General features: G+C 43.9%; 25 protein-coding genes. All 25 read left to right on the top strand.

What is annotated here, in order from left to right:
* Positions 1 to 94: 94 nt before the first annotated feature.
* The 25 genes from ndk to NG55_RS17645 all read left to right on the top strand — a co-directional run bounded on the left by ndk (position 95) and on the right by NG55_RS17645 (position 23,918).
* Entirely contained in the window at positions 95 to 526 is a 432-nt protein-coding gene (ndk, locus tag NG55_RS17765) for a nucleoside-diphosphate kinase (RefSeq protein WP_004652531.1), read from the top strand.
* A gap of 121 nt (positions 527 to 647) precedes the next feature.
* Positions 648 to 1,883 carry a dual-specificity RNA methyltransferase RlmN gene (rlmN, locus tag NG55_RS17760; RefSeq protein ID WP_016540721.1) on the top strand — a complete coding sequence of 412 codons (1,236 nt, stop codon included), beginning with the start codon at positions 648 to 650 and terminating at the stop codon, positions 1,881 to 1,883.
* A 16-nt stretch (positions 1,884 to 1,899) separates the two neighbouring features.
* Complete coding sequence (pilW, locus tag NG55_RS17755; protein ID WP_023271336.1) at positions 1,900 to 2,706, top strand: type IV pilus biogenesis/stability protein PilW; 807 nt, start codon at positions 1,900 to 1,902, stop codon at positions 2,704 to 2,706.
* On the top strand, positions 2,697 to 3,491 hold the full coding sequence (locus NG55_RS17750) for a helix-turn-helix domain-containing protein (protein WP_016540719.1): 795 nt from the start codon (positions 2,697 to 2,699) through the stop codon (positions 3,489 to 3,491). The genes pilW and NG55_RS17750 overlap by 10 nt, the downstream gene beginning before the upstream one ends.
* 22 nt (positions 3,492 to 3,513) lie before the next feature.
* The gene (gene ispG / locus NG55_RS17745) at positions 3,514 to 4,629 is read left to right on the top strand and encodes a flavodoxin-dependent (E)-4-hydroxy-3-methylbut-2-enyl-diphosphate synthase (RefSeq protein WP_016540718.1); all 1,116 of its coding nucleotides are present in this window, start codon (positions 3,514 to 3,516) and stop codon (positions 4,627 to 4,629) included.
* The gene (hisS, locus tag NG55_RS17740) at positions 4,626 to 5,918 is read left to right on the top strand and encodes a histidine--tRNA ligase (protein ID WP_023271337.1); all 1,293 of its coding nucleotides are present in this window, start codon (positions 4,626 to 4,628) and stop codon (positions 5,916 to 5,918) included. Before ispG ends, hisS begins: the two co-directional genes overlap by 4 nt.
* A 29-nt stretch (positions 5,919 to 5,947) precedes the next feature.
* Complete coding sequence (locus NG55_RS17735) at positions 5,948 to 6,646, top strand: YfgM family protein (RefSeq protein WP_016540716.1); 699 nt, start codon at positions 5,948 to 5,950, stop codon at positions 6,644 to 6,646.
* Complete coding sequence (gene bamB / locus NG55_RS17730) at positions 6,646 to 7,788, top strand: outer membrane protein assembly factor BamB (RefSeq protein ID WP_016540715.1); 1,143 nt, start codon at positions 6,646 to 6,648, stop codon at positions 7,786 to 7,788. The genes NG55_RS17735 and bamB overlap by 1 nt, the downstream gene beginning before the upstream one ends.
* 176 nt (positions 7,789 to 7,964) lie before the next feature.
* Positions 7,965 to 9,374, top strand: a complete 1,410-nt coding sequence (der, locus tag NG55_RS17725) for a ribosome biogenesis GTPase Der (RefSeq protein WP_016540714.1) — start codon at positions 7,965 to 7,967, stop codon at positions 9,372 to 9,374.
* A gap of 250 nt (positions 9,375 to 9,624) precedes the next feature.
* Positions 9,625 to 10,239 (top strand): beta-ketoacyl synthase chain length factor, encoded by a 615-nt coding sequence (locus NG55_RS17720; protein WP_016540713.1) that lies wholly within the window; start codon positions 9,625 to 9,627, stop codon positions 10,237 to 10,239.
* Positions 10,224 to 11,045: a lysophospholipid acyltransferase family protein gene (locus NG55_RS17715; RefSeq protein WP_141669910.1), complete on the top strand. Its 822-nt coding sequence runs from the start codon at positions 10,224 to 10,226 to the stop codon at positions 11,043 to 11,045. The genes NG55_RS17720 and NG55_RS17715 overlap by 16 nt, the downstream gene beginning before the upstream one ends.
* A complete protein-coding gene (locus tag NG55_RS17710; RefSeq protein WP_005206340.1) occupies positions 11,029 to 11,289 on the top strand; it encodes a phosphopantetheine-binding protein in 261 nt (86 codons plus the stop codon). Before NG55_RS17715 ends, NG55_RS17710 begins: the two co-directional genes overlap by 17 nt.
* 11 nt (positions 11,290 to 11,300) lie before the next feature.
* Positions 11,301 to 11,549 carry an acyl carrier protein gene (locus NG55_RS17705; RefSeq protein WP_005193178.1) on the top strand — a complete coding sequence of 83 codons (249 nt, stop codon included), beginning with the start codon at positions 11,301 to 11,303 and terminating at the stop codon, positions 11,547 to 11,549.
* Complete coding sequence (locus tag NG55_RS17700) at positions 11,546 to 12,097, top strand: COG4648 family protein (protein ID WP_016540711.1); 552 nt, start codon at positions 11,546 to 11,548, stop codon at positions 12,095 to 12,097. Before NG55_RS17705 ends, NG55_RS17700 begins: the two co-directional genes overlap by 4 nt.
* A 6-nt stretch (positions 12,098 to 12,103) precedes the next feature.
* A complete protein-coding gene (locus NG55_RS17695; RefSeq protein WP_065343983.1) occupies positions 12,104 to 13,777 on the top strand; it encodes an ApeI family dehydratase in 1,674 nt (557 codons plus the stop codon).
* Positions 13,778 to 13,787: 10 nt separating this feature from the next.
* Positions 13,788 to 14,528 (top strand): glycosyltransferase family 2 protein, encoded by a 741-nt coding sequence (locus NG55_RS17690; protein WP_065343982.1) that lies wholly within the window; start codon positions 13,788 to 13,790, stop codon positions 14,526 to 14,528.
* A complete protein-coding gene (locus tag NG55_RS17685) occupies positions 14,528 to 15,460 on the top strand; it encodes an LpxL/LpxP family acyltransferase (protein ID WP_065343981.1) in 933 nt (310 codons plus the stop codon). The genes NG55_RS17690 and NG55_RS17685 overlap by 1 nt, the downstream gene beginning before the upstream one ends.
* 25 nt (positions 15,461 to 15,485) lie before the next feature.
* The gene (locus NG55_RS17680) at positions 15,486 to 17,027 is read left to right on the top strand and encodes an HAL/PAL/TAL family ammonia-lyase (RefSeq protein WP_065344014.1); all 1,542 of its coding nucleotides are present in this window, start codon (positions 15,486 to 15,488) and stop codon (positions 17,025 to 17,027) included.
* 9 nt (positions 17,028 to 17,036) lie between these two features.
* A complete protein-coding gene (locus tag NG55_RS17675; protein WP_004802675.1) occupies positions 17,037 to 17,465 on the top strand; it encodes an acyl-CoA thioesterase in 429 nt (142 codons plus the stop codon).
* The gene (locus tag NG55_RS17670) at positions 17,458 to 18,135 is read left to right on the top strand and encodes a LolA family protein (RefSeq protein WP_065343980.1); all 678 of its coding nucleotides are present in this window, start codon (positions 17,458 to 17,460) and stop codon (positions 18,133 to 18,135) included. The genes NG55_RS17675 and NG55_RS17670 overlap by 8 nt, the downstream gene beginning before the upstream one ends.
* Positions 18,110 to 20,422 (top strand): MMPL family transporter, encoded by a 2,313-nt coding sequence (locus NG55_RS17665; protein WP_065343979.1) that lies wholly within the window; start codon positions 18,110 to 18,112, stop codon positions 20,420 to 20,422. The genes NG55_RS17670 and NG55_RS17665 overlap by 26 nt, the downstream gene beginning before the upstream one ends.
* A gap of 25 nt (positions 20,423 to 20,447) precedes the next feature.
* Complete coding sequence (locus NG55_RS17660; RefSeq protein WP_065343978.1) at positions 20,448 to 21,743, top strand: NAD(P)/FAD-dependent oxidoreductase; 1,296 nt, start codon at positions 20,448 to 20,450, stop codon at positions 21,741 to 21,743.
* Between the two features lies 1 nt (position 21,744).
* Positions 21,745 to 22,299 carry a DUF3261 domain-containing protein gene (locus NG55_RS17655; protein ID WP_065343977.1) on the top strand — a complete coding sequence of 185 codons (555 nt, stop codon included), beginning with the start codon at positions 21,745 to 21,747 and terminating at the stop codon, positions 22,297 to 22,299.
* Positions 22,296 to 23,489, top strand: a complete 1,194-nt coding sequence (locus tag NG55_RS17650; protein WP_065343976.1) for a beta-ketoacyl-[acyl-carrier-protein] synthase family protein — start codon at positions 22,296 to 22,298, stop codon at positions 23,487 to 23,489. Before NG55_RS17655 ends, NG55_RS17650 begins: the two co-directional genes overlap by 4 nt.
* Complete coding sequence (locus NG55_RS17645) at positions 23,490 to 23,918, top strand: hotdog family protein (protein WP_065343975.1); 429 nt, start codon at positions 23,490 to 23,492, stop codon at positions 23,916 to 23,918.

Below are 23,918 nucleotides of genomic sequence, written 5' to 3'. Positions count from 1 at the left end.
AACGCTTAAGTTTTGCATATTCAAGCTGATTATTAGCGATGACATCGGTATAATGCGGCAAATTTTTTAGTTTAAACCATAATAGGAGTCAATCATGGCGATTGAACGTACTTTATCTATCGTAAAACCAGATGCAGTTTCTAAAAACCACATCGGCGACATCTTTGCTCGTTTCGAAAAATCAGGTTTGAAAATTGTTGCAACTAAAATGAAACACCTTTCTCAAGCTGATGCTGAAGGTTTTTATGCAGAGCACAAAGAACGTGGTTTCTTTGCTGACTTAGTTGCATTCATGACTTCTGGTCCAGTGGTTGTTTCAGTTCTTGAAGGCGAAAATGCAGTTCTTGCTCACCGCGAAATTTTAGGCGCTACAAACCCTAAAGAAGCTGCTCCAGGCACAATCCGCGCTGACTTCGCTGTAAGCATCGACGAAAACGCTGCTCACGGTTCTGACTCAGTTGCTTCTGCTGAGCGTGAAATCGCTTACTTCTTTGCTGATAACGAGATTTGCCCACGCACTCGTTAATCCAAAGTATTCAAGCCAGATAAGTGGTATACTACTTATCTGGTTTTTTATTTTTTATAGATTGAGTTGTGCAAATAATGCACGGCTATTTTTAGCGCTGATATTGTTTAGGTAAATGTACATGAGTTCTGCAGTGGTCGTTTCATCAGAAAATTTAGATGAAAAACAACAGTCTGTTTCTACGCCTGTCGTTCATGCTGCCGAGAAAAAAGTAAATTTACTTGGCATGTCTCGAGCTGAACTAGAAAAATTCTTTGAAGATTTGGGCGAAAAAAAGTTTCGCGCAGGTCAGGTCATGAAATGGGTGCACCAATATTTTGTGACTGATTTTGCTGAGATGAGTAATATCTCTGGCAAATTACGTGAAAAACTTGAAAAGATTTGTGAAATTAAAGCGCCTGAAGTGGTGCATCGTAACTACTCGAAAGATGGTACCCGTAAATGGGTATTCCGCGTAGGAGATGGCGAAGGTTCTCTGGTCGAAACCGTCCTGATTCCTGCGGAAGATAAAACGGGTGCACGTAAAACCTTGTGTATTTCTTCGCAAGTGGGTTGTGCGCTGGATTGTTCATTCTGTTCAACAGGTAAACAAGGTTTCCAACGTGACCTGACACCAGCAGAAATCATTGGTCAGTTGTGGATGGCAAATTATTCCTATATGGAAGATGTGCCAGTCGCTGAACGCGAACGTACTGTGACCAATGTGGTGATGATGGGGATGGGTGAGCCTTTACTCAACTATGATGCTGTACTCAGTTCCATGCAATTGATGCTGGACGACTTTGCTTATGGCATGTCAAAGCGCCGTGTGACCTTATCGACATCGGGTGTCGTACCGAAAATTGATCAGCTGGCACAGGACATTGATGTCGCTTTGGCGATTTCATTACACGCGCCAAATGATGAACTTCGTAATGAATTGGTGCCGATTAATAAAAAATATCCATTACAGCAATTAATCGCGGCTTGCCAACGTTATCTCGCTAAAGATGGTAATGAAAGCTCACGTCGTCACGTGACCATCGAATATGTGATGCTCGATGGTGTGAATGATAAACCTGAGCATGCACAGCAGTTATTAAAACTGTTAAAAAATCTACCGAGTAAGATCAATCTTATTCCATTTAACCCGTTCCCGCATGCGCCTTATGGTCGTTCGAGCCGTAACCGAATTATTGCCTTCCAAAAAACTTTGTCGGATGCAGGATTTGTGTGTACGATTCGTCAGACACGTGGCGATGATATTGATGCTGCGTGTGGACAATTGGTAGGACAGGTCGCTGACCGTACTCGTCGTGCCGAACAATGGAAAAAGAAAGTGGCGCAACGACAAGAAATTTTGCGCACACAAGGATAATACTTGGGGAAAGGCGTTGAAGATCACTCGAACAAAAACGATTATAAGCACGGCTGTTGGGTTTATTTTATTGAGCTTAACCGCGTGTCAATCGACATCGACAGCATTAAAAAAAGATCCAGAAAAAGCTGTGCAAGTGCGTACTCAACTTGCTGCCGAATATATTCGTAATCGTGATCTGGATTCAGCCAAGCGTTCGCTTGACCAAGCCCTAAAAGTTGATTCTCGTGATGCCAATGCCAATATGATGATGGGCATTTTGCTGCAACAAGAGGGCAGCGCCAGTAATATGGAAAAAGCAGAGACTTATTTTAAGCGGGCAATTTCTGCAGAACCAGACAATGCGCAAGCGCGTAATAATTACGGTACATATTTGTATCAACAGCAACGCTATAATGAAGCGATTGAGCAATTTACCCGTGCGGGTGCAACTTTAGGCTATGAACAACGGTTTCAGTCGTTGGAAAACCTAGGGCGAATCTATTTAAGATTGGGCGATGTTGCGAATGCTGAAAAATCATTCAAACAGGCGCTACAAGCGAATCGAAACGCAACCATTTCAATGTTAGAGTTGGCGGAAATTTTCTATTTGCAACAAAATAATAGAGATGCATCGCAACTATACGAACAATATGTTCGTAATGTAGGACAGAAAAACCAAGGTGCTCGGGCACTTTGGATTGGTTTACGCATTGCTCGAGCGAATGCGGATCAATTAGGAATGCAAGTGTTAGTCAATCAACTGCGCGCACTCTTTCCTGATAGTCCAGAATATCAACGTTATTTGCAATTACAGTACAGTACTGAGGCCGTATGGAAATAAATCCAAATTCACATCAGCCAACTGGCACAACCTCGCCATCGTCAACCTTAGGAAATATTCAACGACCTGGTGAGTATTTGCGTCAAATTCGTATTGCACAAAAGAAAGAAATTGAAGAGATTGCAAACGTATTGAATATGCCTGTCAAAACCTTGACAGCATTGGAGCAAGATGATTATAAATCATTGCCAGAAGCGACCTTTATCAAAGGCTATTATCGTGCTTATGCAAAGCATTTAAATGCAGATGCCAGTGCGATTATTCAGCGTTTTGATGAAATTTATGTTAATGATACTGGACTGAAAGCCAGCCATGCCTTGAATAATTCTCCAATTAAAATTATGGGGAAATTATCAGGCTCGAAAAGCGTGCGTAACCGGATCTGGTTAAAACGCATTGCAATCGTGGCGGCTGTTGCAGTTTTAGCGTGGTTGGCAGTTATGGCGGTGCAGAATTGGACATCAGGCCATAAAGATGAAGATGATGTGCCAAAGATCAAAAACTCGGATGTTCAGATTTTGCCGATGGGGAATACCACTACGGCAACATCTGGTGACCAATTGGTCTTGAATTTTAATCGACCAACTTCTGTGCATATTGTCGATGCAACAGGTAAAGTATTGGCAACAGGTCGTCAAGCATCGACGTTGACTTTAAGTGGCGAATCGCCATTTCAAATTCGTTTAGATGATGCGACCGCAGTAGCATTGACTTTAAATCAGGAGCAAATTTCGTTGTCTCCATATACGGTCAATGGAAAAGCAGAATTCCGTTTGTCTCGTTAATGCCAAAGAGTAGAGCTATACGATGATTGTGAATCCAATTAAACGCCGTCCAACACGAAAAATCCGTGTCGGTTCGGTGTATGTCGGTGGTGATGCCCCGATCAGTGTTCAAAGTATGACCAATACTGAAACCTGTGATGTGGATGCAACTGTGGCGCAAATCCAGCGCTGTGCAGATGCAGGTGCGGATATCATGCGTGTTTCAGTACCGTCAATGGAAGCCGCAGAGGCGTTTGGCGCGATTCGTAAACGCGTTTCTGTGCCATTGGTGGCCGATATTCATTTTGATCATCGTATTGCTTTAGCGGTTGCGGACTACGGCGCAGACTGTTTACGGATCAACCCAGGCAATATCGGTTCGGATCAGAAAGTGCGTGAAGTGGTTGCTGCGGCAAAACATCATGGTATTTCGATTCGTATTGGGGTGAATGCGGGGTCTCTGGAAAAAGACTTGCAAGTGAAATATGGCGAGCCAACAGGGCAGGCCTTACTTGAATCGGCAATGCGTCATATCGACATCTTAGACCGTTTAGACTTCCATGAGTTTAAAGTGAGTGTTAAAGCATCGAATGTGTTTCTGACCATGGATGCTTATCGCTTATTGTCTCAACAAATTGATAATCCACTGCATTTGGGTGTAACTGAGGCAGGGATTTACCGTACGGGTACAGTCAAATCAGCAATTGCTTTGGGTGGACTGTTGATGGAGGGTGTTGGCGATACCATGCGTATTTCGCTAGCGGCTGAACCAGAAGACGAAATTAAAATCGGTTTTGATATTTTAAAATCCTTGGGCTTACGCTCAAACGGGATTAACTTTATTGCTTGTCCAAGCTGTTCACGTCAGGAATTCAATGTAATTCAAGTGATGCAGGCTTTGGAAGAGCGTTTAGAAGATATCCGTACCCCGATGGACTTGTCTGTGATCGGATGTAAAGTGAATGGTCCAGGTGAAGCGAAAGAAGCTGATATCGGGATTGTCGGTGCGTCACCGCGTTCACTGGTCTATCGAAATGGTGAAAAGAGCCATTTAATTGATACAAATCAGCTGGTTGATGAAATTGAAACAATGGTTCGTCAACGTGTTCAAGAGCTTGAAGAAGCAAAATCTAAAGTTATTATTCGTAGTTCATCATGAGTTCAATTGTCGCTATCAAAGGTTTTAATGACACCCTTCCAACGCAAACTGCGGCTTGGAGAAGTCTGGAACAGCAACTTGCATCGTTAATGGATGCATATGGTTATCAACAAATCCGTTTGCCAATCGTTGAGCAAACTGGTCTATTCAAGCGTGCCATTGGCGATGCGACTGATATTGTTGAAAAAGAAATGTATACCTTTTTCGACAAAGGTACACCGCCAGAATCACTGACCTTGCGTCCTGAAGGAACCGCAGGTTGTGTACGTGCGATGTTGGAGCATAACTTGCTGCGTGGTGCGACACCACGAGTCTGGTACCTCGGGCCAATGTTCCGCTATGAAAAACCGCAAAAAGGTCGTTATCGCCAATTCCACCAATTTGGTGTGGAAACTTTTGGTGTTGCAACACCGGATATCGATGCTGAAATCATTTTAATGACCGCACGTTTATGGAAACGTATGGGTGTGGCAGAACATGTGCGCTTAGAGTTAAATACTTTAGGTGAAATCGATGAACGTGCAGCCTATCGTGCAGCCTTGGTTGAGTTTTTAAGTCAACACAAAGATGCCTTAGATGAAGACTCGCAACGCCGTTTAAGCACCAATCCATTGCGTATTCTGGATTCTAAAGTTGAATCAACGCAAAAGATTTTGGAAAATGCGCCGAAGTTGCATGATTTCTTAAAAGAAGATTCCATCAATCACTTCCAACAACTGCAACAATATCTGACGGATGCAGGAATTGAGTTTGTGATTAACCAGAAACTGGTACGTGGTTTGGACTATTACAACAAGACTGTATTTGAGTGGACCACCACCATGTTGGGTTCACAAGGTACCGTATGTGCTGGTGGCCGCTACGATGGTTTGGTTGGGCAGCTCAAAGGCAAAGCGGATCAATCAGTGCCTGCAGTTGGCTTTGCCATGGGGATGGAGCGTTTACTGTTATTGGTTGAACAGGTTACGCAAGTCAAAGATGCCCGTGATTGTGAAATCTTTTTATTGGCTGAACCTGCATATCAAGCCAAGGCATTGGTCTTGGCTGAACAAATCCGTGATCAGTTAGAAGCAGCGAACAGTTCAATCCGCTTAAAGACTGGATCTCAAGGCAGTATGAAAAGCCAGATGAAGAAGGCTGATCAATCCGGTGCAACCTATGCGGTGATCTTGGGCGAGCGTGAGTGGGAATCTCAACAGTTATTGGTGAAAGCGCTTGCGACAGCTGAGCAATCACAAGTTGCGCTCACTGAATTGACGCCATTTTTTATCGAAAAATTTAAACAATAAATTGCAAAATTTAGGAAAAGGACAATCACATGAGTTTAAGTGATGATGAACAACTCGACCATTTAAAGTCGTTTGCCAAAAAATATGGTTCTGCAATGATTAGCGGAATTCTCATTGCCTTGATTGCCTTTTTCGGATGGGAATATTGGCACAAGAAAAACCTTGCCGAAGCCCAGAACCAAACGGCGAAGGTACAAAAGTTGATGGATGAGGCGAAAGCGGCATCAGGTCAACCGAATGCCTTTGCCAGCTTATCTGAAACAGCAGATAAAATTGTGAAAGATGATGCTGACTCTGCTCAGGCGATTCAAACACAATTTATCATGGCGAAACTTGCCTATGACAAGCAAGACTATGCTGCTGCTGAAAAAGCTTTGAAGAAAGTTGAAACTTCAAAAGTTAAAGATGCAGGTTTATTGCAAATTGTTAAATTACGTTTGGCTGATGCACAATTAGCGCAAAGCAAATATGACGAAGCGTTAAAAACTTTAACGAGCGTGACTGATCCTGCGTTCAAGGCGAGTGCTGAAGAGCTTCGCGGTGATATTTTCGTTGCGAAAAAAGACAACGCGTCTGCGCGTAAAGCGTATCAAAGTGCATGGGATAACCTGCTCGAGCGTAAACAAGAGCGTCAGCTTTTACAAATTAAACTCGAAAGTGTTGGCGTTTTAGTAGATGATCCTGAGTTTGAGCGCCCGATCTTAGATACCAAAGTGGATGAGTCTTAATGCAGAATAAACTAAAACTACCTTTGGCAATTGCAATTGCTTCAGCTTTACTCGTTGGTTGTTCAAGCAATAAAGTAAAAGAAGCAAAACCGAATCCATTGCCAAAGATCACACAAGAACAAAATTTAAGCCTTGTGTTTTCACAAAGTGTTTCGTCTACCGATGCTGCTGAAGCGTTACGCTTGCAGTTAGATACAGACAATGGTGTGATTTTTGCGATTGACCCAGATGGTCAGGTTTCTGCATACAAAGGTAAACAGCGTCTTTGGAAAAGTAAAATCACCAAACAAGAACTCACAGCTGGTGTAGAAGCGGGTGAGGGAATTGTGGTGAGCGGCAATCGTAAGGGGCAGCTATTTGCTTTAGACCAAGCGACTGGTGAGCAAAAATGGACTGCGAAGTTGTCGGGTGCCATTCTATCTCCATCGCTGATTCAGTCGGGTCGTGTGATTACCATTGCCAATGATGGTACAGTATTTGCGCATGATGCAGCGACAGGACAACAGGTTTGGGCGTATAAACTACCGAATGTTCAGTTTAGTTTACGTGGTCAACCTGCGCCTGTCAGTTTGGATGAGCGTACTGTGCTGATTGGTTCTGCCAATGCCTATGTTTATGCACTGGATATTATCAGCGGTGTGCCGCGTTTCCAACGTCGTGTAGCGATCAGTGAAGGTCGTTCTGATATCCAGCGTTTAGTCGATGTGGTGGGTGATCCGGTTGTTTCAGGACAATATCTGGTAACCACCAGTTTCCAAGGCCAAGTCACCGTGACCGATCTTGCGACACAACGTGTGGTGTGGAGCGAAGATGCCAGCAGTACCAATAGTGCTGAAGTCGCAGATGATAAAGTCTTTGTTGCGACGACAGATGGCAAGTTGAATGCGTATAACTTAGCAACAGGTGAGTTGGTTTGGCAAAATGAAGAATTGCTGAATCGTAAACTCAGTAATCCTGTCATGTTAGGACAAAATCTGGTCGTAGGTGATTTGGATGGCGTACTTCATCTCATCAATCCTGCTTCAGGCAAGTTAATTGGCCGTGCCAAAACCAGCGGTGAAGTGCGCTCATTGCGCGTGATTGACAATCAGCTCTATGTTGCGACACGAAAAGGTGCATTAACCATTTGGCAGAATCGTTAATTTTGCCTTAGCTTGTGGTAAAATGCACAATTAGCTATTGCTAATAAAACAATGATCGGGGGTTTTGTTTAAACAAATCCCCGAATTTTTATTGTGATTACTTGATCACCAAAATCTTCCATACTGTTTCTGATACGATGTCATCAACGATGGCTCGTCTGAATTAAGGTTAATTTATGAAACCCGTTATTGCGCTTATTGGTCGTCCAAACGTCGGAAAATCAACGCTATTTAACCAAATCACCAAAAGTCGTGATGCTTTGGTTGCTGACTTCGCTGGTTTAACTCGTGACCGCAAATATGGCGATGCGGTTTTTCAAAATAAGTCGTTCATTGTTGTCGATACCGGTGGTATTGGTGAGAATGAAGGCGGCATTGATTCATACATGGCAGAGCAGTCAAAAACCGCCATCCATGAAGCAGACATCATTGTGTTTGTTGTGGATGCACGTGCTGGCTTATTGGCATCAGACGAACAAATTGCCCGTGAATTACGTACTCTCGGTAAGAAAGTATATCTAGTCGCCAATAAAGTTGATGGTGTTCATGCTGAGGCTGCATTGGTTGAGTTCTACAAGCTCGGTATGGGTGAGCCCTTACAAGTTGCTGCGAGCCACGGACGTGGTGTTCAGCAAATGCTTGAAGATGTGTTGGCTGAAGTCCCAGAAGATGAAAATCCAGAAGAACATGATAAAGCAACAGGTTTACGTTTAGCGATTATTGGTCGTCCAAACGTAGGTAAATCAACTTTGGTTAACCGTCTGTTGGGTGAAGAGCGTGTCGTTGCATTTGACCAACCGGGTACAACACGCGATTCAATTTATATTCCATATGAGCGTGATGGCCGTCAATATACCTTGATCGATACAGCGGGTGTACGTCGTAAAGGTAAAGTCGATGAGATGATTGAGAAATTCTCGATCGTGAAGACGCTACAAGCAATTAAAGATGCACATGTGATTGTGGTGGTATTGGATGCCCGTGAAGGTGTGGTTGAACAAGATTTACATTTGATTGGTTATGCACTTGAAGCTGGTCGTGCCATGGTGATTGCGATCAACAAATGGGACAACATGACCGAGTATGATCGTAAGCAATGTAAGTTGGATGTTGACCGCCGTTTTGACTTTATTCCTTGGGCCAAGGTGCATTTAATCTCAGCGTTGCATGGCACTGGCGTAGGCGATATGTACCCAACCATCCATCGTGCTTATGATTCATCACATTTAAAAGTTTCGCCTGCGAAACTCACTCAAATCTTGAATGATGCAACTGAAGCGCATCAACCGCCAATGATTGGTGGTAAACGTATTAAAATGCGTTATGCGCATATGGGTGGACAAAACCCACCAACCATCGTGATCCACGGTAACAAGGTGGATAAGACACCTGCGGACTATCGTCGTTATTTAGAAAACGTATTCCGTAAAGTGTATAAACTGGAAGGGACACCTGTTCGTGTTGATTTCAAAACATCGGATAATCCATTTGAAGGGCGTAAATCTCAAGTTGATGAGCGTGTAGCGGCACGTAAACGTCGTTATGTTCAGAAGTTTAAGAAAGCGGAAAAGAAATTCAAACGTTAAGCCAGTATAAATGATGAAAAGCCCAAAGATTGCTTTGGGCTTTTTTGATTGAATTGTTTTATTAATTAATTTAAATAATAATGAAAATTGTTTAGATACTTTGAATAAAAGTGCATTTAAAATTATTTTATTTAAGCTGTTGAAATATAATAAAAATTATTTTTTGTTAAATGTCGTGCTAGTGCTATAATGCCACCGCAAAATTTCCATTATTTGTATATTTTTTAAACTAAACTGGGTCGTGCATTGCATGCTAAAACTCCATCTCACGCAGCCACAGCTTACTTCTGTACAGCAAAATTATGCTGCGCTGGAGGCTATTCCCGCAATGCAACGTCGCCGTTTATCATCTTTGGCTAAAATGGCGCTGCATAGTGCATTGACTGCTTTGGATGGGCAACAAGTCGATTATATTGTTTGGGTTTCAAAATATGGCGATGAGCAGAAAACTTTAGATATTCTAAAAGATGTATTACAACAACAAACGCCATCTCCAACACAATTTTCAACTTCAGTTCATAATGCAATTGCAGGCTTGTATTCGATTCTATGTCAGGATGCAACGCCCTCGACAAGTTTAAGCTGTGAATGGACAGAGGCATTGATCGAGGCTTATGCAATTTTAAAATCAACAGCTACCGCACAACGTGTGCTGGTGGTGGCATATGATCAAGCCTTGCCGAATGTTTATGCCGATGCGCTTGAGTTCCCCGCATTTGCGTTGGCGACTATCGTCAGCTTAGAACATCCTAATGTGGAAGTTTTACAGCTCAGTGGCTCGGAATCATTGGAAAGTCTGGCTTTTTACCAGTTCTGGCAGGCTACAGAAGTGGGTCAATCTGGGTTGAGATGGAAAAAATGTTAAAGCTGAATCAGATTAAACAGAAAGCCAATTATGCTTGGCGTGTTGCAGCAACAGGTTTCAGCTTTGCCAGTTTCGGTGCGGGTGGGGTTGGGATTGCAACCATTGTGGCCCCCTTGGTTCATTTAAGCAGCCGCAATCCAGTTGTACGTCAGCAACGTGCACAGCACGTCATTCATTACAGCTTTAAGGGCTTTACTGAAATGATGGTCAAACTTGGGGTCATGACCTACTCAGTAGAGGGACTGGAAAAACTGCAACATAGCCGCCAAGAGTTGGTGATTGCCAATCATCCAACCTTGATTGATGTGGTGGTGATGATTGGATTGATGCAGCAGGCCAATTGTGTGGTGAAGCAATCACTGTGGTCAAATCCATTTACTCGTGGTCCAGTGCGGAGTGCGGGTTATATTTTAAATGCGGGTTCGCAGCAGTTTATTGAAGACTGTGTACTTCGATTAAAACAGCAAGGTGCAGCTTCATTACTGATCTTTCCTGAGGGAACGCGAACCGAAAAAGGTGAGTGCTTGAACGAATTTCAACGCGGTGCTGCCAATATTGCGATTCGTGCCAATGTACCAGTACGTCCAGTTTTGATTCGATGTACCCCATCAACCTTAACCAAAAATGAAAAATGGTATCATGTGCCCGCACAGCCTTTTCATATCGAGATTAAGGTGTTGGATGCAATAGAAGTCCAAGATATCTTGGCAGATTCAGAAGTTTCACCGAAACAGGTGCGTCAGTTGAATCAGGGTTTTTATCAAATTTTTAATAATGAGTTATCGAAAAATGAGCAATCTTGCTGATGAATTAAAGCAAATGATTATTGATGTTCTCGCGCTTGAGGATATTGGCATCAGTGATATTGAAACTGAAGCACCACTTTTTGGTGAGGGTTTAGGCTTGGACTCAATTGATGCGCTCGAGTTAGGCTTGGCATTGAAAAAACGCTATAACATTCATTTGAATGCAGAATCAGATGAAACCAAACAACATTTTAAATCCGTTCAAAGCTTAGTGGCTTTGGTTGAAGCACAGCAAGCAGGTTAAGGAGTAGATCGATGTTAACTCAAGAGCAGGTGCTGGCAAAGTTAAGAGAATGGATGCAGGATTTATTCGAAATTGAACCTGATGATATCCAACTTGATTCCAATTTATATGAAGATCTCGATGTAGACAGCATTGATGCTGTCGATCTGGTGGTTAAAATTAAAGAACTGACTGGCAAGCAAGTCAAGCCTGAAGATTTTAAAGCGGTCAGAACCGTGCAGGATGTTGTTGTGGTCATTCAGAATATGACTGCTGAATGAGACATCTCATTAGAGGGGCATTGATCACATTTTTTGTGTTATACCCCTTTATTGTTGGATGGAGTCTGTCACATGGACAGTTCATCTGGGTCAGTGTTTTATTGATTATTTTGGGTATTAGTCGCTTGCTGAGCGCCAAAAAAGATTTGCTATTACCGCTGACAGGCTTAGCTATTGTTTGTGGTGGATTGAGTCTGATTTTAAAAGATCATGCTTGGCTCAAGCTTTATCCTGTGGGGATGAGTCTCGGTGCGTTGATCATTTTTGCACTGACACTATATCGACCACCGTCCATGATTGAGCGCTTTGCACGTCTGGTTGAACCTGATCTGCCAGCCTCTGGCGTGGTGTGGACACGGAAAGTCACGGTAGTGTGGTGCTTTTTCTTTGCGATGAATGCCGTAATTGCACTGACAACGGTATTTGCACCAATGAAATATTGGATCATTTATAATGGTTTTGTGTCTTACCTATTGATGGGAATATTATTCCTTGGTGAGTACATTTTACGAAAAAGACATCAACGTTTAAATCAAACGACACCTTAAAATATTATGCCTATTTCTTTTTATCATGATGCTGCTTCAACGAATGCGTTGTGTATTACTTCTGAATTAAAAACAATTTCTTATGCCGATTTTTGGCAAGACGTCGCTGAGCAAACGGCTGCAATCAAAGCGCTGAGCCAAGAAACGTGGGCATTGTGGGAACAAGACAGCTATCAGTTTCTACTGTTATTATTTGCAGGCGTGTTGGCCAATAAAAAAATCATTTTACCTCCCAATCGTGTTCGAGATTTAGAACAACAATTTGCCCAGCAACAAATTTACTTTCTAAGCCGTCAGCCTGTTCCCGCGACTGAGAAGGTAGAACAAAGCTTTTCGCAACTGGTTCGTATCCAACAGGATGATTTCTTAAATCAGGCTGAGATCGTGTTCTTTACCTCGGGCTCAACCGGCGAACCGAAAAAGATTGAACGTACTTTGAAGCAATTGCTCAATGAAGTGATCGGCCTAGCTGGCAGCTTTCATTTCAAAGAAAAAAGCGTTGCCATTGCCACAGTCAGTCACCAGCATATTTATGGCCTGCTGTTCAAGCTACTTTTGCCGCTGGCAACAGGGCGTCATTTTTTTAATCCGCAATTGGCTTTTCCTGAAGATGTTATTCAAGCGCAACAGCGCTTAGCCCAACAAGGGTGGAGCAACTACCTGATTTCCAGTCCAGCTTTATTAAAACGCTGGACGCAGGATTTAGTCTTGCAGCAGTGCGAAATGGTGTTTAGTTCGGGTGGCAAATTGGATGCGGGTGTTCGACCACATTTGAATGTGCCGATTGTTGAAGTGCTAGGAAGCTCAGAGACAGGCGGGATTGCACATCGTCAATATGATGATGCAGCATGGACGGCATTCAATAATGTTGAGATTCAGATTTCTGCAAACACCCAACTTATGGTGCAAAGCAACCATGCGGGGGAGTCTGGCTGGATCATCACCGGTGATGCTGCTGAGTGGATCAATATCGACAATAAACAATTCAAACTTTTAGGTCGCTTGGACCGCATTATCAAGTTGGAAGAAAAGCGCTTGAGTCTGGATGCGATTGAGCACAGCTTGAATAGCTTGCTGGAAGTAGCGCAAAGCCACACACTCTTACTTGAACATCAGCATCGACAAATTTTGGCCGCGATTGTGGTGCTCAGTGTCGAGGCTCAACAGCAATTAATGACGATTGGTAAAGCCGCTTTTGTCAAACAGTTGAAGCAGCAGTTACAGTATCAGCTGGAAAGCATTGCCATTCCGCGACAGTGGCGCTTTTTAAGTCAGATTCCACAAAATACCCAGTCAAAACGCGATAAAAATTATTTAAAAGCATTATTTAGCCCGATGTTACAGCCTGTCGTATTATCGCAATGGCAACAACAGGATGAGCAGTATTTCAGCATTGAGTTTCCCGCTGAACTGGAATGTTTTAAGGGGCATTTTCCAACTCAACCGATTTATCCAGGTGTTGGGCAGATTGGCTTTATTCAGCAGTTTGCGAAAAATAGTTGGTCTGATTTACAGTGGTGTCAGGGCTTTGAGCAATTGAAGTTTCAAAACCTGATTCGTCCTCATGCGGTGGTGCAATTAAAATTAACTCGTAAATTACATAAGATCAGCTTTGAAATGACCTCAGAGCAACAGGTCTTGGCTTCAGGGCGTTTATTGTTTGCGCTTGAACAGGTCTAGGAGTCCGCTGATGTTGAACTATAGCATTGTTATTCCTGTATATAATCATCCGCATTATCTTGCTGATCTTGTTCAGTATCTGGAACAATTTCAATATCCGATTATCCTTGTCAATGATGGTAGTGATGCCGAATGTACAGCGATTCTACATCGACTGGCAGGGCAGCATCCATTGGTTGATTTGGTTGAACATCAGACCAACCAAGGCAAGGGACAAGCGGTTATGACTGGGCTGCAATATGCTGCTCAATTAGGTATGACACATGCACTGCAATTAGATGCGGATGGTCAGCATTGCTGGCAGGATGTGGCGAAATTTATTGAACAGTCGCAGCAACATCCCCAAGCAATGGTGATTGGACAGCCAATCTTTGATGACTCAGTGCCGAAAAAGCGTCTGTACGGACGTTATGTTACGCATTTTTGGGTGTGGTTAAACAGTTTGTCTTTCGAAATTAAAGACAGTATGTGCGGTTTCCGGATCTATCCATTGGCAAAAACCATCGCGATACTGAATGCGGCTCAATTCCAACCTCGAATGGGTTTTGATAGTGAAATCTTGGTTCGGTTAAAATGGGAAAATACACCTTTTGTGAATGTGCCTACACAGGTTATTTATCCTGAGCATGGCATCTCACATTTTAATGTCTGGCGTGACAATTTAGGGCTAAGTCAGGCACATGCCCGATTATTCGCAGGGATGTTACTGCGCTTTCCAAAGTTGATTTGGCATAAGTTTAAGGCGGACTGATGAAGACAGCACCCACTTCACAGGATACATGGCATCAGATTAAGGAACGAGGCGGACTGTTGCCACTGATGCTGATGCTTGGATTTTATCGCTGTGGTGGGCGTTGGCTATGCCGTGTGGTACTGTATTTTATTATCATGTGGTATTGGCTGTTTGCACTGACAGCTCGACAGGCTTCTTTACAATATTTACAGCGTTTGCATCAATTTGCAGGGTCTCAGTCCCCGTTTACAGCAATGCCGAACTGGGTGAATAGCTATACGCATTTTATGCAATTCGGTGAATGCATTTTAGATAAAATTGAGGGCTGGTTAGGGCATATTCCCGAGCAAAAACTGCAATTGTTTGGGCATGAGCACTTTCAGCAACATTACCAAAAAGGTGCGATTATTGTGGTGTCGCACTTTGGCAATATTGAGCTACTGCGGGCGCTAAAGTCAGAGCACCCACAAAAAATTAATGTACTGGTGTATCAAAAGCATGCCTCACAATTTAATCAGTTTTTAAAAAAGATTAATGATAAGGCTGATGTCAATTTAATTGCAGTGGATGAACTTGGTATTGAAACTGCCATGCTGCTACAGGAAAAGATGGAGCAGGGAGAGTGGGTGATCGTAGCTGCGGATCGGATTCCTGTGCAGTCAGATCGAGTGCAAAGTATCCAGTTTTTGGGAAAGGAGGCTGCGTTGCCACAAGGGGCATGGATTTTGGCCAATTTATTGAAAGTTCCTGTGTTGGCGGTGTTTTGTTATCGCGCCGAGCAGAAGTTTCAGGTGCATATTCATGCAATTGCCACGCAAGTGGATTTACCGCGCAAAACCCGATTAAACAGCATGCAACAGATTACCCAATCTTATGTCGCCGTATTAGAACAACATTGCTTACGAGCACCGTATCAATGGTTTAATTTTTATCAGTTTTGGACAAAATAACGTGAATGCAAGTCAAAGTGAAGCAATGCTCAAGCCCGTTCTGATTGTCGGTGAGCAGCCACTCAGTATTGAAGATGTGGTGGCGGTTGCTCGACAACAGCGTCAAGTTGCTTTACCGACAGCAACGGCTTGGCGTGAGTTGATTCAGCGCGGCGCAGATTTTTTGGATCAGCTGTTGCTGGATGAAGGTGTGATCTACGGCGTCACCACTGGCTATGGGGACTCTTGTCTGGTTGAGATTCCGATGCATCAAGTCAATGAGCTCCCTTTGCATCTGTCTCGTTTTCATGGCTGCGGTCTAGGTGAAAATCTAGACCTGATCACTGCCCGTGCCGTGGTGGTAACTCGTCTTTGTTCACTCGCACGTGGTTATTCGGGGGTGTCTCTGGCCTTGCTGGAACGTCTGGTTTGGATGCTGAATGAAAATATCATTCCTGTGATTCCGTCTGAAGGCTCTGTTGGGGCAAGTGGTGATCTGACGCCGCTGTCTTATATTGCAGGTGCTTTGGTGGGGGAGCGTGATGTCTATACGCAAGGTAAGATTGTGCCGATTGCGCAAGTCTATGCTGAACAAGGCTTGGACGCCTTGGTGTTACGCCCGAAAGAAGGCTTGGCACTGATGAATGGTACTGCGGTGATGACGGCGATTGCCTGCTTAAATTATAAAAAAGCAGAGCAGGTGGCTTTGGCCAGTACCTTGATTACCGCTTTAAATGTCTTGGCCCTAGAAGGCAATCCAAGTCATTTTGATGAAGTTTTATTTGCCCAAAAACCGCATCAAGGTCAGCAACAGATTGCCCAGCAATTACGTGAATGGCTGAACAGTGAAGTGCAGACGGCACACCAAAGTCCACGCTTACAGGATCGTTATTCTTTACGCTGTGCGCCGCATATTATTGGTGTGTTTGAAGATTCAAAAACCTGGTTGCGCCAGTTTATTGAAAATGAATTAAATTCTAGCAATGATAATCCGCTGATTGATCCGGTGAATTTACGGGTGTTACATGGCGGTCATTTCTATGGCGGGCATATTGCCCAAGCCATGGACAGTCTGAAGATTATGATTGCCAATATTGCCGACTTGATGGACCGACAAATTGCCCAGTTGGTCGACCATAAAATGAATCATGGTTTAGCGCGTAATTTAACGGGTGCCAGTGCCGAGCGCTTACCACTGAATCATGGTTTTAAAGCGGTTCAAATTGGGGTTTCGGCTTGGACCGCAGAAGCCTTGAAACATACTTTGGCCGCGTCTATTTTCTCACGTTCGACCGAATGCCATAACCAAGACAAAGTCAGTATGGGCACCATTGCTGCCCGAGATGCGACTCGGGTCATTACCTTGACGCAGCAGGTTCTGGCGGCCTTATGTTGTGCCAGTGTGCAGGCCGTGCATTTGAAAGGTGTTGAATCTCAATTAAGCCCGCCTTTAAAGGCCTTTGTCGAGTGGACCTTACAAAGTTTTGCACTACTGCAAGAAGATCGTCCTTTACAAACTGAACTACAACAGATTATTGATCGTTTCGACAATTTTGAATTGTTCAATCAATTCCAGCAACAGGTCTAGGAGCGACAGATGCAGGCAGATGTAATCATTGAAATCCCGTTTCATGATGTCGATACCATGAATGTGGTCTGGCATGGACATTATTTAAAGTATTTTGAAATTGCACGTTGTAAGTTATTGGAACAGTTTAATTATAACTACAACCAGATGAGAGCATCGGGCTATGCATGGCCTGTGATTGAAAGTCATGTGCGTTATGTACAGGGGATTGAGTTTGAACAGAAAATTAAAGTTCGCGCAATTCTGAAGGAATGGGAAAACCGGTTAAAAATTGAATATCTGATTCTCGATGCAAACACTGGACGACGTTTAACCAAAGGCTATACCACGCAAGTGGCTGTGAATATGGAGACCCGAGAAATGTGTTTCCAGTCACCGCAAATTTTATTGGATTGTTTAAATGCATGGGATGCGTTTAAGGAGCACCCGCATGGTTAATTCTGCTTTTCTGAATCTCAATCGCCTTGTTGCATCGATGCAACAGCGTACTTGGTGGTTATTACTCAGTGTTGTTAGTGTATTGTTCAGCTTGAGTGTTTCAGCATCAGCACATGCGGATCAGGTCGCGACGATTTTTAATCAGCTTGCTAAAAGTGAACTCATTCGCGCTGATTTTGAACAGCAAAAGAAGCTGGCAAGTTTAAACAAAACTTTTGTTTCCAATGGCACACTGACCTTTGCAAAATCCAATGGGGTACTTTGGCAAATTAAACGACCTGTGCAAGCAGATTTGATCGTAACCCAAAAGAAACTCATCCAGAAAACACAACGAACCTATAGCCAGATTCAGATTGATCAATCCCCTTATAGTTCGGTTGCGAGCTTATTTTTGCAACTGATGTCGGGTGATGACAAAGCCTTGGCGAAGAATTTTAATGTGTTATCCGCCAATTACAGCCCGAGTGGGTGGAATATTGCATTAACACCTAAATCAGCGCTATTTAAAAAGTTGTTCCTGAGAATTGATGCGCAGGGGCAGCAGTATGTCAATAAAATCGTGATTCAAGAACAGGCCAATAACAGCACCACGATTTTATTCCGTAATCAAACCACTCAACCGAATCAACTGACGGCTGCTGAAGATGCGCTTTTCCAATTGGCAAAATAAATTCACAGCCATCTGGTTAATTATTTTAACGCTGGTTGGGCTTACGCTGGCGGTGGCATGGGTCAAAAAAGAAATCCATATCCAGACCAATATTTTTGCTTTGCTGCCTGAAACGCAACAAAATCCTGAGCTTGCTAAAACACAGCAATATATGAGTGATCAACTCAATGAAAAGGTCTTTGTTGTTTTAGAAAGTCAGGATCAACAGGCCTTAACGCAAGCCACTCAGTTGTTCCAACAGAAGCTACAACATAGTGAGCTGTGGCAACCGCTTCGACCGCAATTGGATTTAGCGCAGTTTTCCAAACAGTTATATCAACATCGGGCAGGTTTGCTGAATCAACAAGACCGACAGTTTTTGCAACAGCAGGACTATGAGGCACTGACTGAACAAAGTCTGATGCAGTTAATGAGTGTCGGGATGCCGATCACCGCGACCTCACTACAACAAGACCCTTTGTTGCTGTTTCCACGCTATATGTTGAGCGCAGCCAATCAGCTTTCCAGCAATGTTGAGCTGGAAGATGGTTTTGCAACCATTCATGATGAGCAAAAGACGTCACGCTTATTGGTTCTGCAATTAAAACAGAGCCCTTATAACATTGATTATCAGGAACAGGTCAGCGCTTGGATTAAACAGCTACAGCCTGAGCTGAATAAGTTACAGGTTCAATCGCATTGGACGGGGACCATTTTATTTTCTAATTATGGAACCCAGTCGGCCAAGCAGGAAATCTCGACCATCGGCCTCGGTTCGACCTTGGGCTTAATTTTGTTGGTTTGGTTTGGCTTTCGTTCATTCCGCCCCCTCATCACTGAATTTATCGCTGTATCGACGGGGAGCTTACTGGCATTTGCGGTGACGCATCTGGTGTTCGGTGAAATTCATCTGATGACCTTGGTCTTTGGTGCCAGTCTGATCGGGGTGTGTGTCGATTTCTCTTTCTATTTTATGGCAATGCAATCGCAGCACCCTAAACTGGATGGATTTAGGATTCTTAGACCGCTGTTGCCAAGCTTATTTATGGGCTTAATGACCACGGTTGTGGCTTATATTTTTCTGAGCTTTACGCCGTTTCCAGCCTTTAGACAAATTGCGGTGTTTTCAATTGTCGGTTTGGTCGCTGCCTGGATCACCAGTGTGTTGCTCCTACCGCGCTTAGCTCCGCTGAATGCACAACCTGCAATTCGACGCTTAGCTTGGATTGGAATGGCCAGACAATGGTTTCAGCAACATCAAAAACTACGTTATGGCTTTATTTTGAGTATTTTGCTGATTGGAGGAGGCAGTCTATTTGCTTTGCAATCCAATGATGATATTCGAAACTTGCAAAGTATGGATACCAAGCTGAAGCAGGAAGACCAATATATTCGTTCCTTGTTTGCTCAGCAGCAAAGCAGTGATTATTTTGTTGTGCGTGCGCACTCCAGTGCTGAGCTTGAGCAGCAGGAAGCACAATTGATTGATCAATTGCAGCAATTGCAAACGCAGGGACAAATTGAAGGTTTTCAAGCTTTGGGACAATGGATTCCACCTATGGCCCAGCAGCAGCAAAATGTGCAACTACTTCAGCAGATTCCTGCCACGGCACTGAAAAAGTATGCGGAAAGCATGGGGTTGAATTTTGCTGATCTACTGCAATGGCAACAACAATTGCAGCAGCAACCTTTACTCACAGAACAGGTGTTTCAACAACATCCCTTGGCATTTTTACAGCTCAGTCCTACCGAGCGTCTGGTCATGGTTCGTGGGGTGAAGCAGGCGCAGCGATTGCAGCAACTTGAATCCGCACAGATTGCTTTCCAACAACCAGTGAGCACACTGTCTCGTGCGTTTGCACAGCATCGTCAGCAAGCGCAGCATTTACTGATCTATGCCTTATTGGGACTGGCACTGGGTTTGAGCTTGGTCTATGGCAAGCGTTCGATTATGCCGCTGGTTCTGCCTGTGACTTTGGCACTCATCAGTACCTTTGCTGTACAGGCTTGGTTGGGTGTGGAAATTAACTTGTTCAGTATTATGGGAACCTTCTTGATCATTGGGATAGGCGTGGATTACGCGATTTTCTATCGACATGGACACGATCATCCACAGGTGGTTGGCATGGCGTTGTTTTTGTGTATGATGTCGACCTTATTGGGCTTTGGGCTATTATCATTGAGTCACACTTATGCGATTCATTGTTTTGGTCTAACCGTTTTATTGGGTGTGATCTTTTCATTTGTTTATGCAACGTTGCTTACGCCAGCCGATCAACACCATCTTGTGAATTTAGAACAGCATTAAAAAGATTAAATTTTTAGGGGCAATAATGAAGATGATACAAACAGCCGATGTGGTGATTATTGGTGCTGGACCTTCTGGCAGTTCAGCCGCAGCCTTGCTCCGTCAAAAAGGCTATGCGGTCACGGTGATTGAAAAACAATATTTTCCGCGCTTTTCGATTGGTGAGTCTTTATTACCGCAGTGCATGGTGTTTCTAGAAGAAGCCGGCTTATTAGAAACTGTACGGAAACATGTTCAATCCCGTGCCTTCCAGTTTAAAAATGGCGCGGCATTTTTGTGTGGTGAAAAACGTAGCCATTATGATTTCACGGAAAAATTCAGTGCGGGGCCTGGTACCACTTGGCAAGTGCGCAGAGCTGACTTCGACCACTTACTGGCTCAACAAGCACAGCAATATGGTGCGGATATTCGTTTTGGACATGAAGTTGTTGCTGTCGATGTTGAAGTAGAACACCCTGTTTTAACCGTGCTAGATGAGGCGCAGCAGCGCTATCAGATTCAAGCCAAGTTTTTATTGGATGCCAGTGGTTTTGGTCGCATCTTACCGAAGTTTTTAGATTTAGAAAGCCCATCCAATTTCCCAGTGCGTCGTGCCTTGTTTACCCATATTGAAGATGGGATTGGTAATCGTGCTGATTTTGACCGTGACAAAATTTTAATTACCGTGCATGAAAAAGATCGTCGTGCTTGGTATTGGCTGATTCCCTTTGCCGATGGTCGTGCTTCCTTTGGTGTGGTGGCGGAGCAGGATTTCTTTGATCATTATCAGCTTGAAGATGCCGCTCAGAATGAACCTGACTTGTTATTGAAACGGATTCTAGCCGATGATCCAGCATTATCCGAGGTCTTGGCACAGGCGAAATTTGATACACCAGTTCGAACTTTGGTTGGTTACTCGGCAAACGTCAAACATTTGGCAGGTCGGAATTATGCCTTGCTCGGCAATGCAGGCGAGTTTCTCGATCCTGTATTTTCATCGGGTGTGACCATTGCCTTGAAATCTGCCAGTCTGGCAATTCCTTTGGTTGATCGGGTACTGCAAGGCGAACAGGTAGACTGGATGCAAGCCTATGAACTACCGCTACGTAAAGGGATTAAAGTGTTCCGTGCTTATGTTGAGTCTTGGTACGAAGGCGAGTTTCAGGATGTGGTGTTCGCAAGCAATCAAAATGACAACATTCGTCGTATGGTTTCATCATTACTGGCAGGTTATGCATGGGATGATCAAAATCCGATTCATAAAAATGCCAAACGCCGTTTAAGCACCTTGGCCGAATACTGCCGTGAAGGCGTCGCGCAAGAGAAAGCCTTAGAGGTTTAAGATGCAACGGATCTGGATAACGTTATTATGTTGTGGCATGTTGCTGTTGAGTGGCTGTCAACTGATGCCCCATGCACAGGGGCTGAAAAGCAGCCATTGGCCAGCACAGCAATATCAACGGCAAGACCAAGTTGAAGTGCAGTGGAAGGATAAAAGCTTTAGCTTTTTGCTGTATCAGCAACAGCAAGGTCATCAGCTCAGTCTGGTTGCTTTGGGTTTAACTGGACAGCCTTTGTTTCAATTACAATTTGATGGACAGCAGGTCAAGGTACAGCAACGCATTGATCAGATGCGCTTACTGCCTTTTGAGTTTGTGGTTCGAGATTTGTTATTTGCGACCTATCCTCAGTTTGCTCAGTTAGGACAACAGTCTGTTCGGGTACAACAATCGGCAACGCAACAGCAAGTTTTTATTGCTGAAAAGGCAGTATTAGTGATTCAAACTCAAGCTAATAGCATTGAACTTGATAATCTGCAGGTGCCGTACCGTATGACCTTGAGCCCGATAGAAAATACCTTGAATAGTGATCAATCTGGGCAAGGGGTGCAACCATGAGTCAATCTTTATCTCAGTTGCAAGCGGTTGGGATTCCTGTGAGTGTTGGGCTCTCTGCATTAGGCCAGGATATTCAGCAGATTCGTGAAGGTTTAACGACTCCTGACAATACTCTGACACTGGAAGCAGGGTTTTTAGCCGATCGTCCAGTTTGGGTGGGACGCTATGCAGAGCCATTGATAGACACTGTGCCTGAATCGCTAGCTCGATTTGACTCACGTAATCTACGTTTTGCGTTGACTGCGCTGCAAAAAATCGAGACTAAACTTCAACAGCAAATTGCCAGCATTGATCCAAGCCGCCTAAGTATTGTGATCGGTACTTCGACCTCGGGGATATCCGACACTGAGCTGTTACTGAAACAGTATTTTGATGGTAATGATACTATTGAAGTAATGCATCAACCGCAAGAAATGGGCTGCCTAGCCAAAGCTTTACAAGGCTATCTCGGTTGGCAAGGAGCAGCTTATACCATTTCGACCGCCTGTTCTTCCAGTGCCAAGGCCTTTGCCGCAGGACAGCGTTTAATTCAGGCTGACTTGGCTGATGCGGTATTGGTCGGTGGCGTAGATACCTTATGCCAACTGACCTTAAATGGTTTTAACAGTTTGGAAAGTTTATCGGCAGATGTTTGCCAACCCTGCGGTGTCAATCGTGATGGCATTAATATTGGCGAAGCCGCAGCTTTATTTTTACTGACTAAAGCCTCCGCACCGATCATGTTATATGGTGTGGGTGAATCGATGGATGCATGGCATATTTCTGCACCGCATCCTGAGGGTTTGGGGGCAGCGAAAGCGATGCAGTGTGCCTTGGACAGTGCAGCAATAACAGCACAGCAGGTGGGGTATATCAACTTACATGGAACTGCCACACCGCAAAATGATGCGATGGAAATCAAGGCTGTTCGACAAGTTTTTCAAGAGTTGAAGGTGCCCTTAAGCAGTACCAAGCATAAAACGGGACATTGTTTGGGAGCGGCAGGTGCGATAGAAGCTTTTATCTGTACCCAACTCTTACAAGATCAAAGTGGCTTACCTTTACATCAACAGGTTGAGATTGATACTGAGCTTGCTGATCAAAACTATGTCACAGATGCTCGGCAGACCGAGAACATTCGTTATGTGTTGAGTAATTCTTTTGCTTTTGGCGGCAGCAACATCAGCTTGTTATTTGGGGTGCAGCACTAAATGAAATTGGATGCGATTGAATATATTCCACATCAACAACCCATGGTCTTTATTGATCATTTGCTCGAAGTCAAAGACGGTTATGCGATTGCCGAATTGACCATTCGTCCTGAATTAATGTTCTGTGAGGCAGCGGGTTTACCGACGTGGACAAGTATTGAAATTATGGCGCAAACCATTAGTGCCTATTCAGGTTGGATGGGGCAACAATTACAGCAAGCACCGAAACTGGGTTTTTTGTTGGGCACACGCAAGCTACAGTTACCCTTTGGGTATTTTGCGCTTGGGCAGACCTTAAGGATTCGGGTCGAACAGCAATATCTGCATGAAGGTTTAGGGCAGTTTTCTTGCGAGATTACTGCTGCTGAGCAGGTGATAACTGCCTTACTCAGTGTTTATGAACCAGCTGATCAATCGACATTGATATGA

The organism is Acinetobacter gyllenbergii, from assembly GCF_001682515.1.
Taxonomy (GTDB): domain Bacteria; phylum Pseudomonadota; class Gammaproteobacteria; order Pseudomonadales; family Moraxellaceae; genus Acinetobacter; species Acinetobacter gyllenbergii.
This window is presented reverse-complemented; position numbering and strand designations above follow the sequence as displayed.

Excerpts from the sequence above, each read along its gene's own strand:
- NG55_RS17685 (WP_065343981.1), top strand. The coding sequence starts at position 14,528 with ATGAAGACAGCACCCACTTCACAGGATACATGGCATCAGATTAAGGAA.
- NG55_RS17670 (WP_065343980.1), top strand. The coding sequence starts at position 17,458 with ATGGTTAATTCTGCTTTTCTGAATCTCAATCGCCTTGTTGCATCGATG.
- NG55_RS17660 (WP_065343978.1), top strand. The coding sequence starts at position 20,448 with ATGAAGATGATACAAACAGCCGATGTGGTGATTATTGGTGCTGGACCT.
- NG55_RS17675 (WP_004802675.1), top strand. The coding sequence starts at position 17,037 with ATGCAGGCAGATGTAATCATTGAAATCCCGTTTCATGATGTCGATACC.
- NG55_RS17645 (WP_065343975.1), top strand. The coding sequence starts at position 23,490 with ATGAAATTGGATGCGATTGAATATATTCCACATCAACAACCCATGGTC.
- der (WP_016540714.1), top strand. The coding sequence starts at position 7,965 with ATGAAACCCGTTATTGCGCTTATTGGTCGTCCAAACGTCGGAAAATCA.
- NG55_RS17690 (WP_065343982.1), top strand. The coding sequence starts at position 13,788 with ATGTTGAACTATAGCATTGTTATTCCTGTATATAATCATCCGCATTAT.
- NG55_RS17715 (WP_141669910.1), top strand. The coding sequence starts at position 10,224 with ATGGAAAAAATGTTAAAGCTGAATCAGATTAAACAGAAAGCCAATTAT.
- NG55_RS17695 (WP_065343983.1), top strand. The coding sequence starts at position 12,104 with ATGCCTATTTCTTTTTATCATGATGCTGCTTCAACGAATGCGTTGTGT.
- rlmN (WP_016540721.1), top strand. The coding sequence starts at position 648 with ATGAGTTCTGCAGTGGTCGTTTCATCAGAAAATTTAGATGAAAAACAA.
- hisS (WP_023271337.1), top strand. The coding sequence starts at position 4,626 with ATGAGTTCAATTGTCGCTATCAAAGGTTTTAATGACACCCTTCCAACG.
- NG55_RS17655 (WP_065343977.1), top strand. The coding sequence starts at position 21,745 with ATGCAACGGATCTGGATAACGTTATTATGTTGTGGCATGTTGCTGTTG.
- NG55_RS17680 (WP_065344014.1), top strand. The coding sequence starts at position 15,486 with ATGCTCAAGCCCGTTCTGATTGTCGGTGAGCAGCCACTCAGTATTGAA.
- NG55_RS17735 (WP_016540716.1), top strand. The coding sequence starts at position 5,948 with ATGAGTTTAAGTGATGATGAACAACTCGACCATTTAAAGTCGTTTGCC.
- NG55_RS17665 (WP_065343979.1), top strand. The coding sequence starts at position 18,110 with ATGCGCTTTTCCAATTGGCAAAATAAATTCACAGCCATCTGGTTAATT.
- ndk (WP_004652531.1), top strand. The coding sequence starts at position 95 with ATGGCGATTGAACGTACTTTATCTATCGTAAAACCAGATGCAGTTTCT.
- ispG (WP_016540718.1), top strand. The coding sequence starts at position 3,514 with ATGATTGTGAATCCAATTAAACGCCGTCCAACACGAAAAATCCGTGTC.
- NG55_RS17710 (WP_005206340.1), top strand. The coding sequence starts at position 11,029 with ATGAGCAATCTTGCTGATGAATTAAAGCAAATGATTATTGATGTTCTC.
- NG55_RS17700 (WP_016540711.1), top strand. The coding sequence starts at position 11,546 with ATGAGACATCTCATTAGAGGGGCATTGATCACATTTTTTGTGTTATAC.
- NG55_RS17705 (WP_005193178.1), top strand. The coding sequence starts at position 11,301 with ATGTTAACTCAAGAGCAGGTGCTGGCAAAGTTAAGAGAATGGATGCAG.
- NG55_RS17750 (WP_016540719.1), top strand. The coding sequence starts at position 2,697 with ATGGAAATAAATCCAAATTCACATCAGCCAACTGGCACAACCTCGCCA.
- NG55_RS17720 (WP_016540713.1), top strand. The coding sequence starts at position 9,625 with ATGCTAAAACTCCATCTCACGCAGCCACAGCTTACTTCTGTACAGCAA.
- bamB (WP_016540715.1), top strand. The coding sequence starts at position 6,646 with ATGCAGAATAAACTAAAACTACCTTTGGCAATTGCAATTGCTTCAGCT.
- NG55_RS17650 (WP_065343976.1), top strand. The coding sequence starts at position 22,296 with ATGAGTCAATCTTTATCTCAGTTGCAAGCGGTTGGGATTCCTGTGAGT.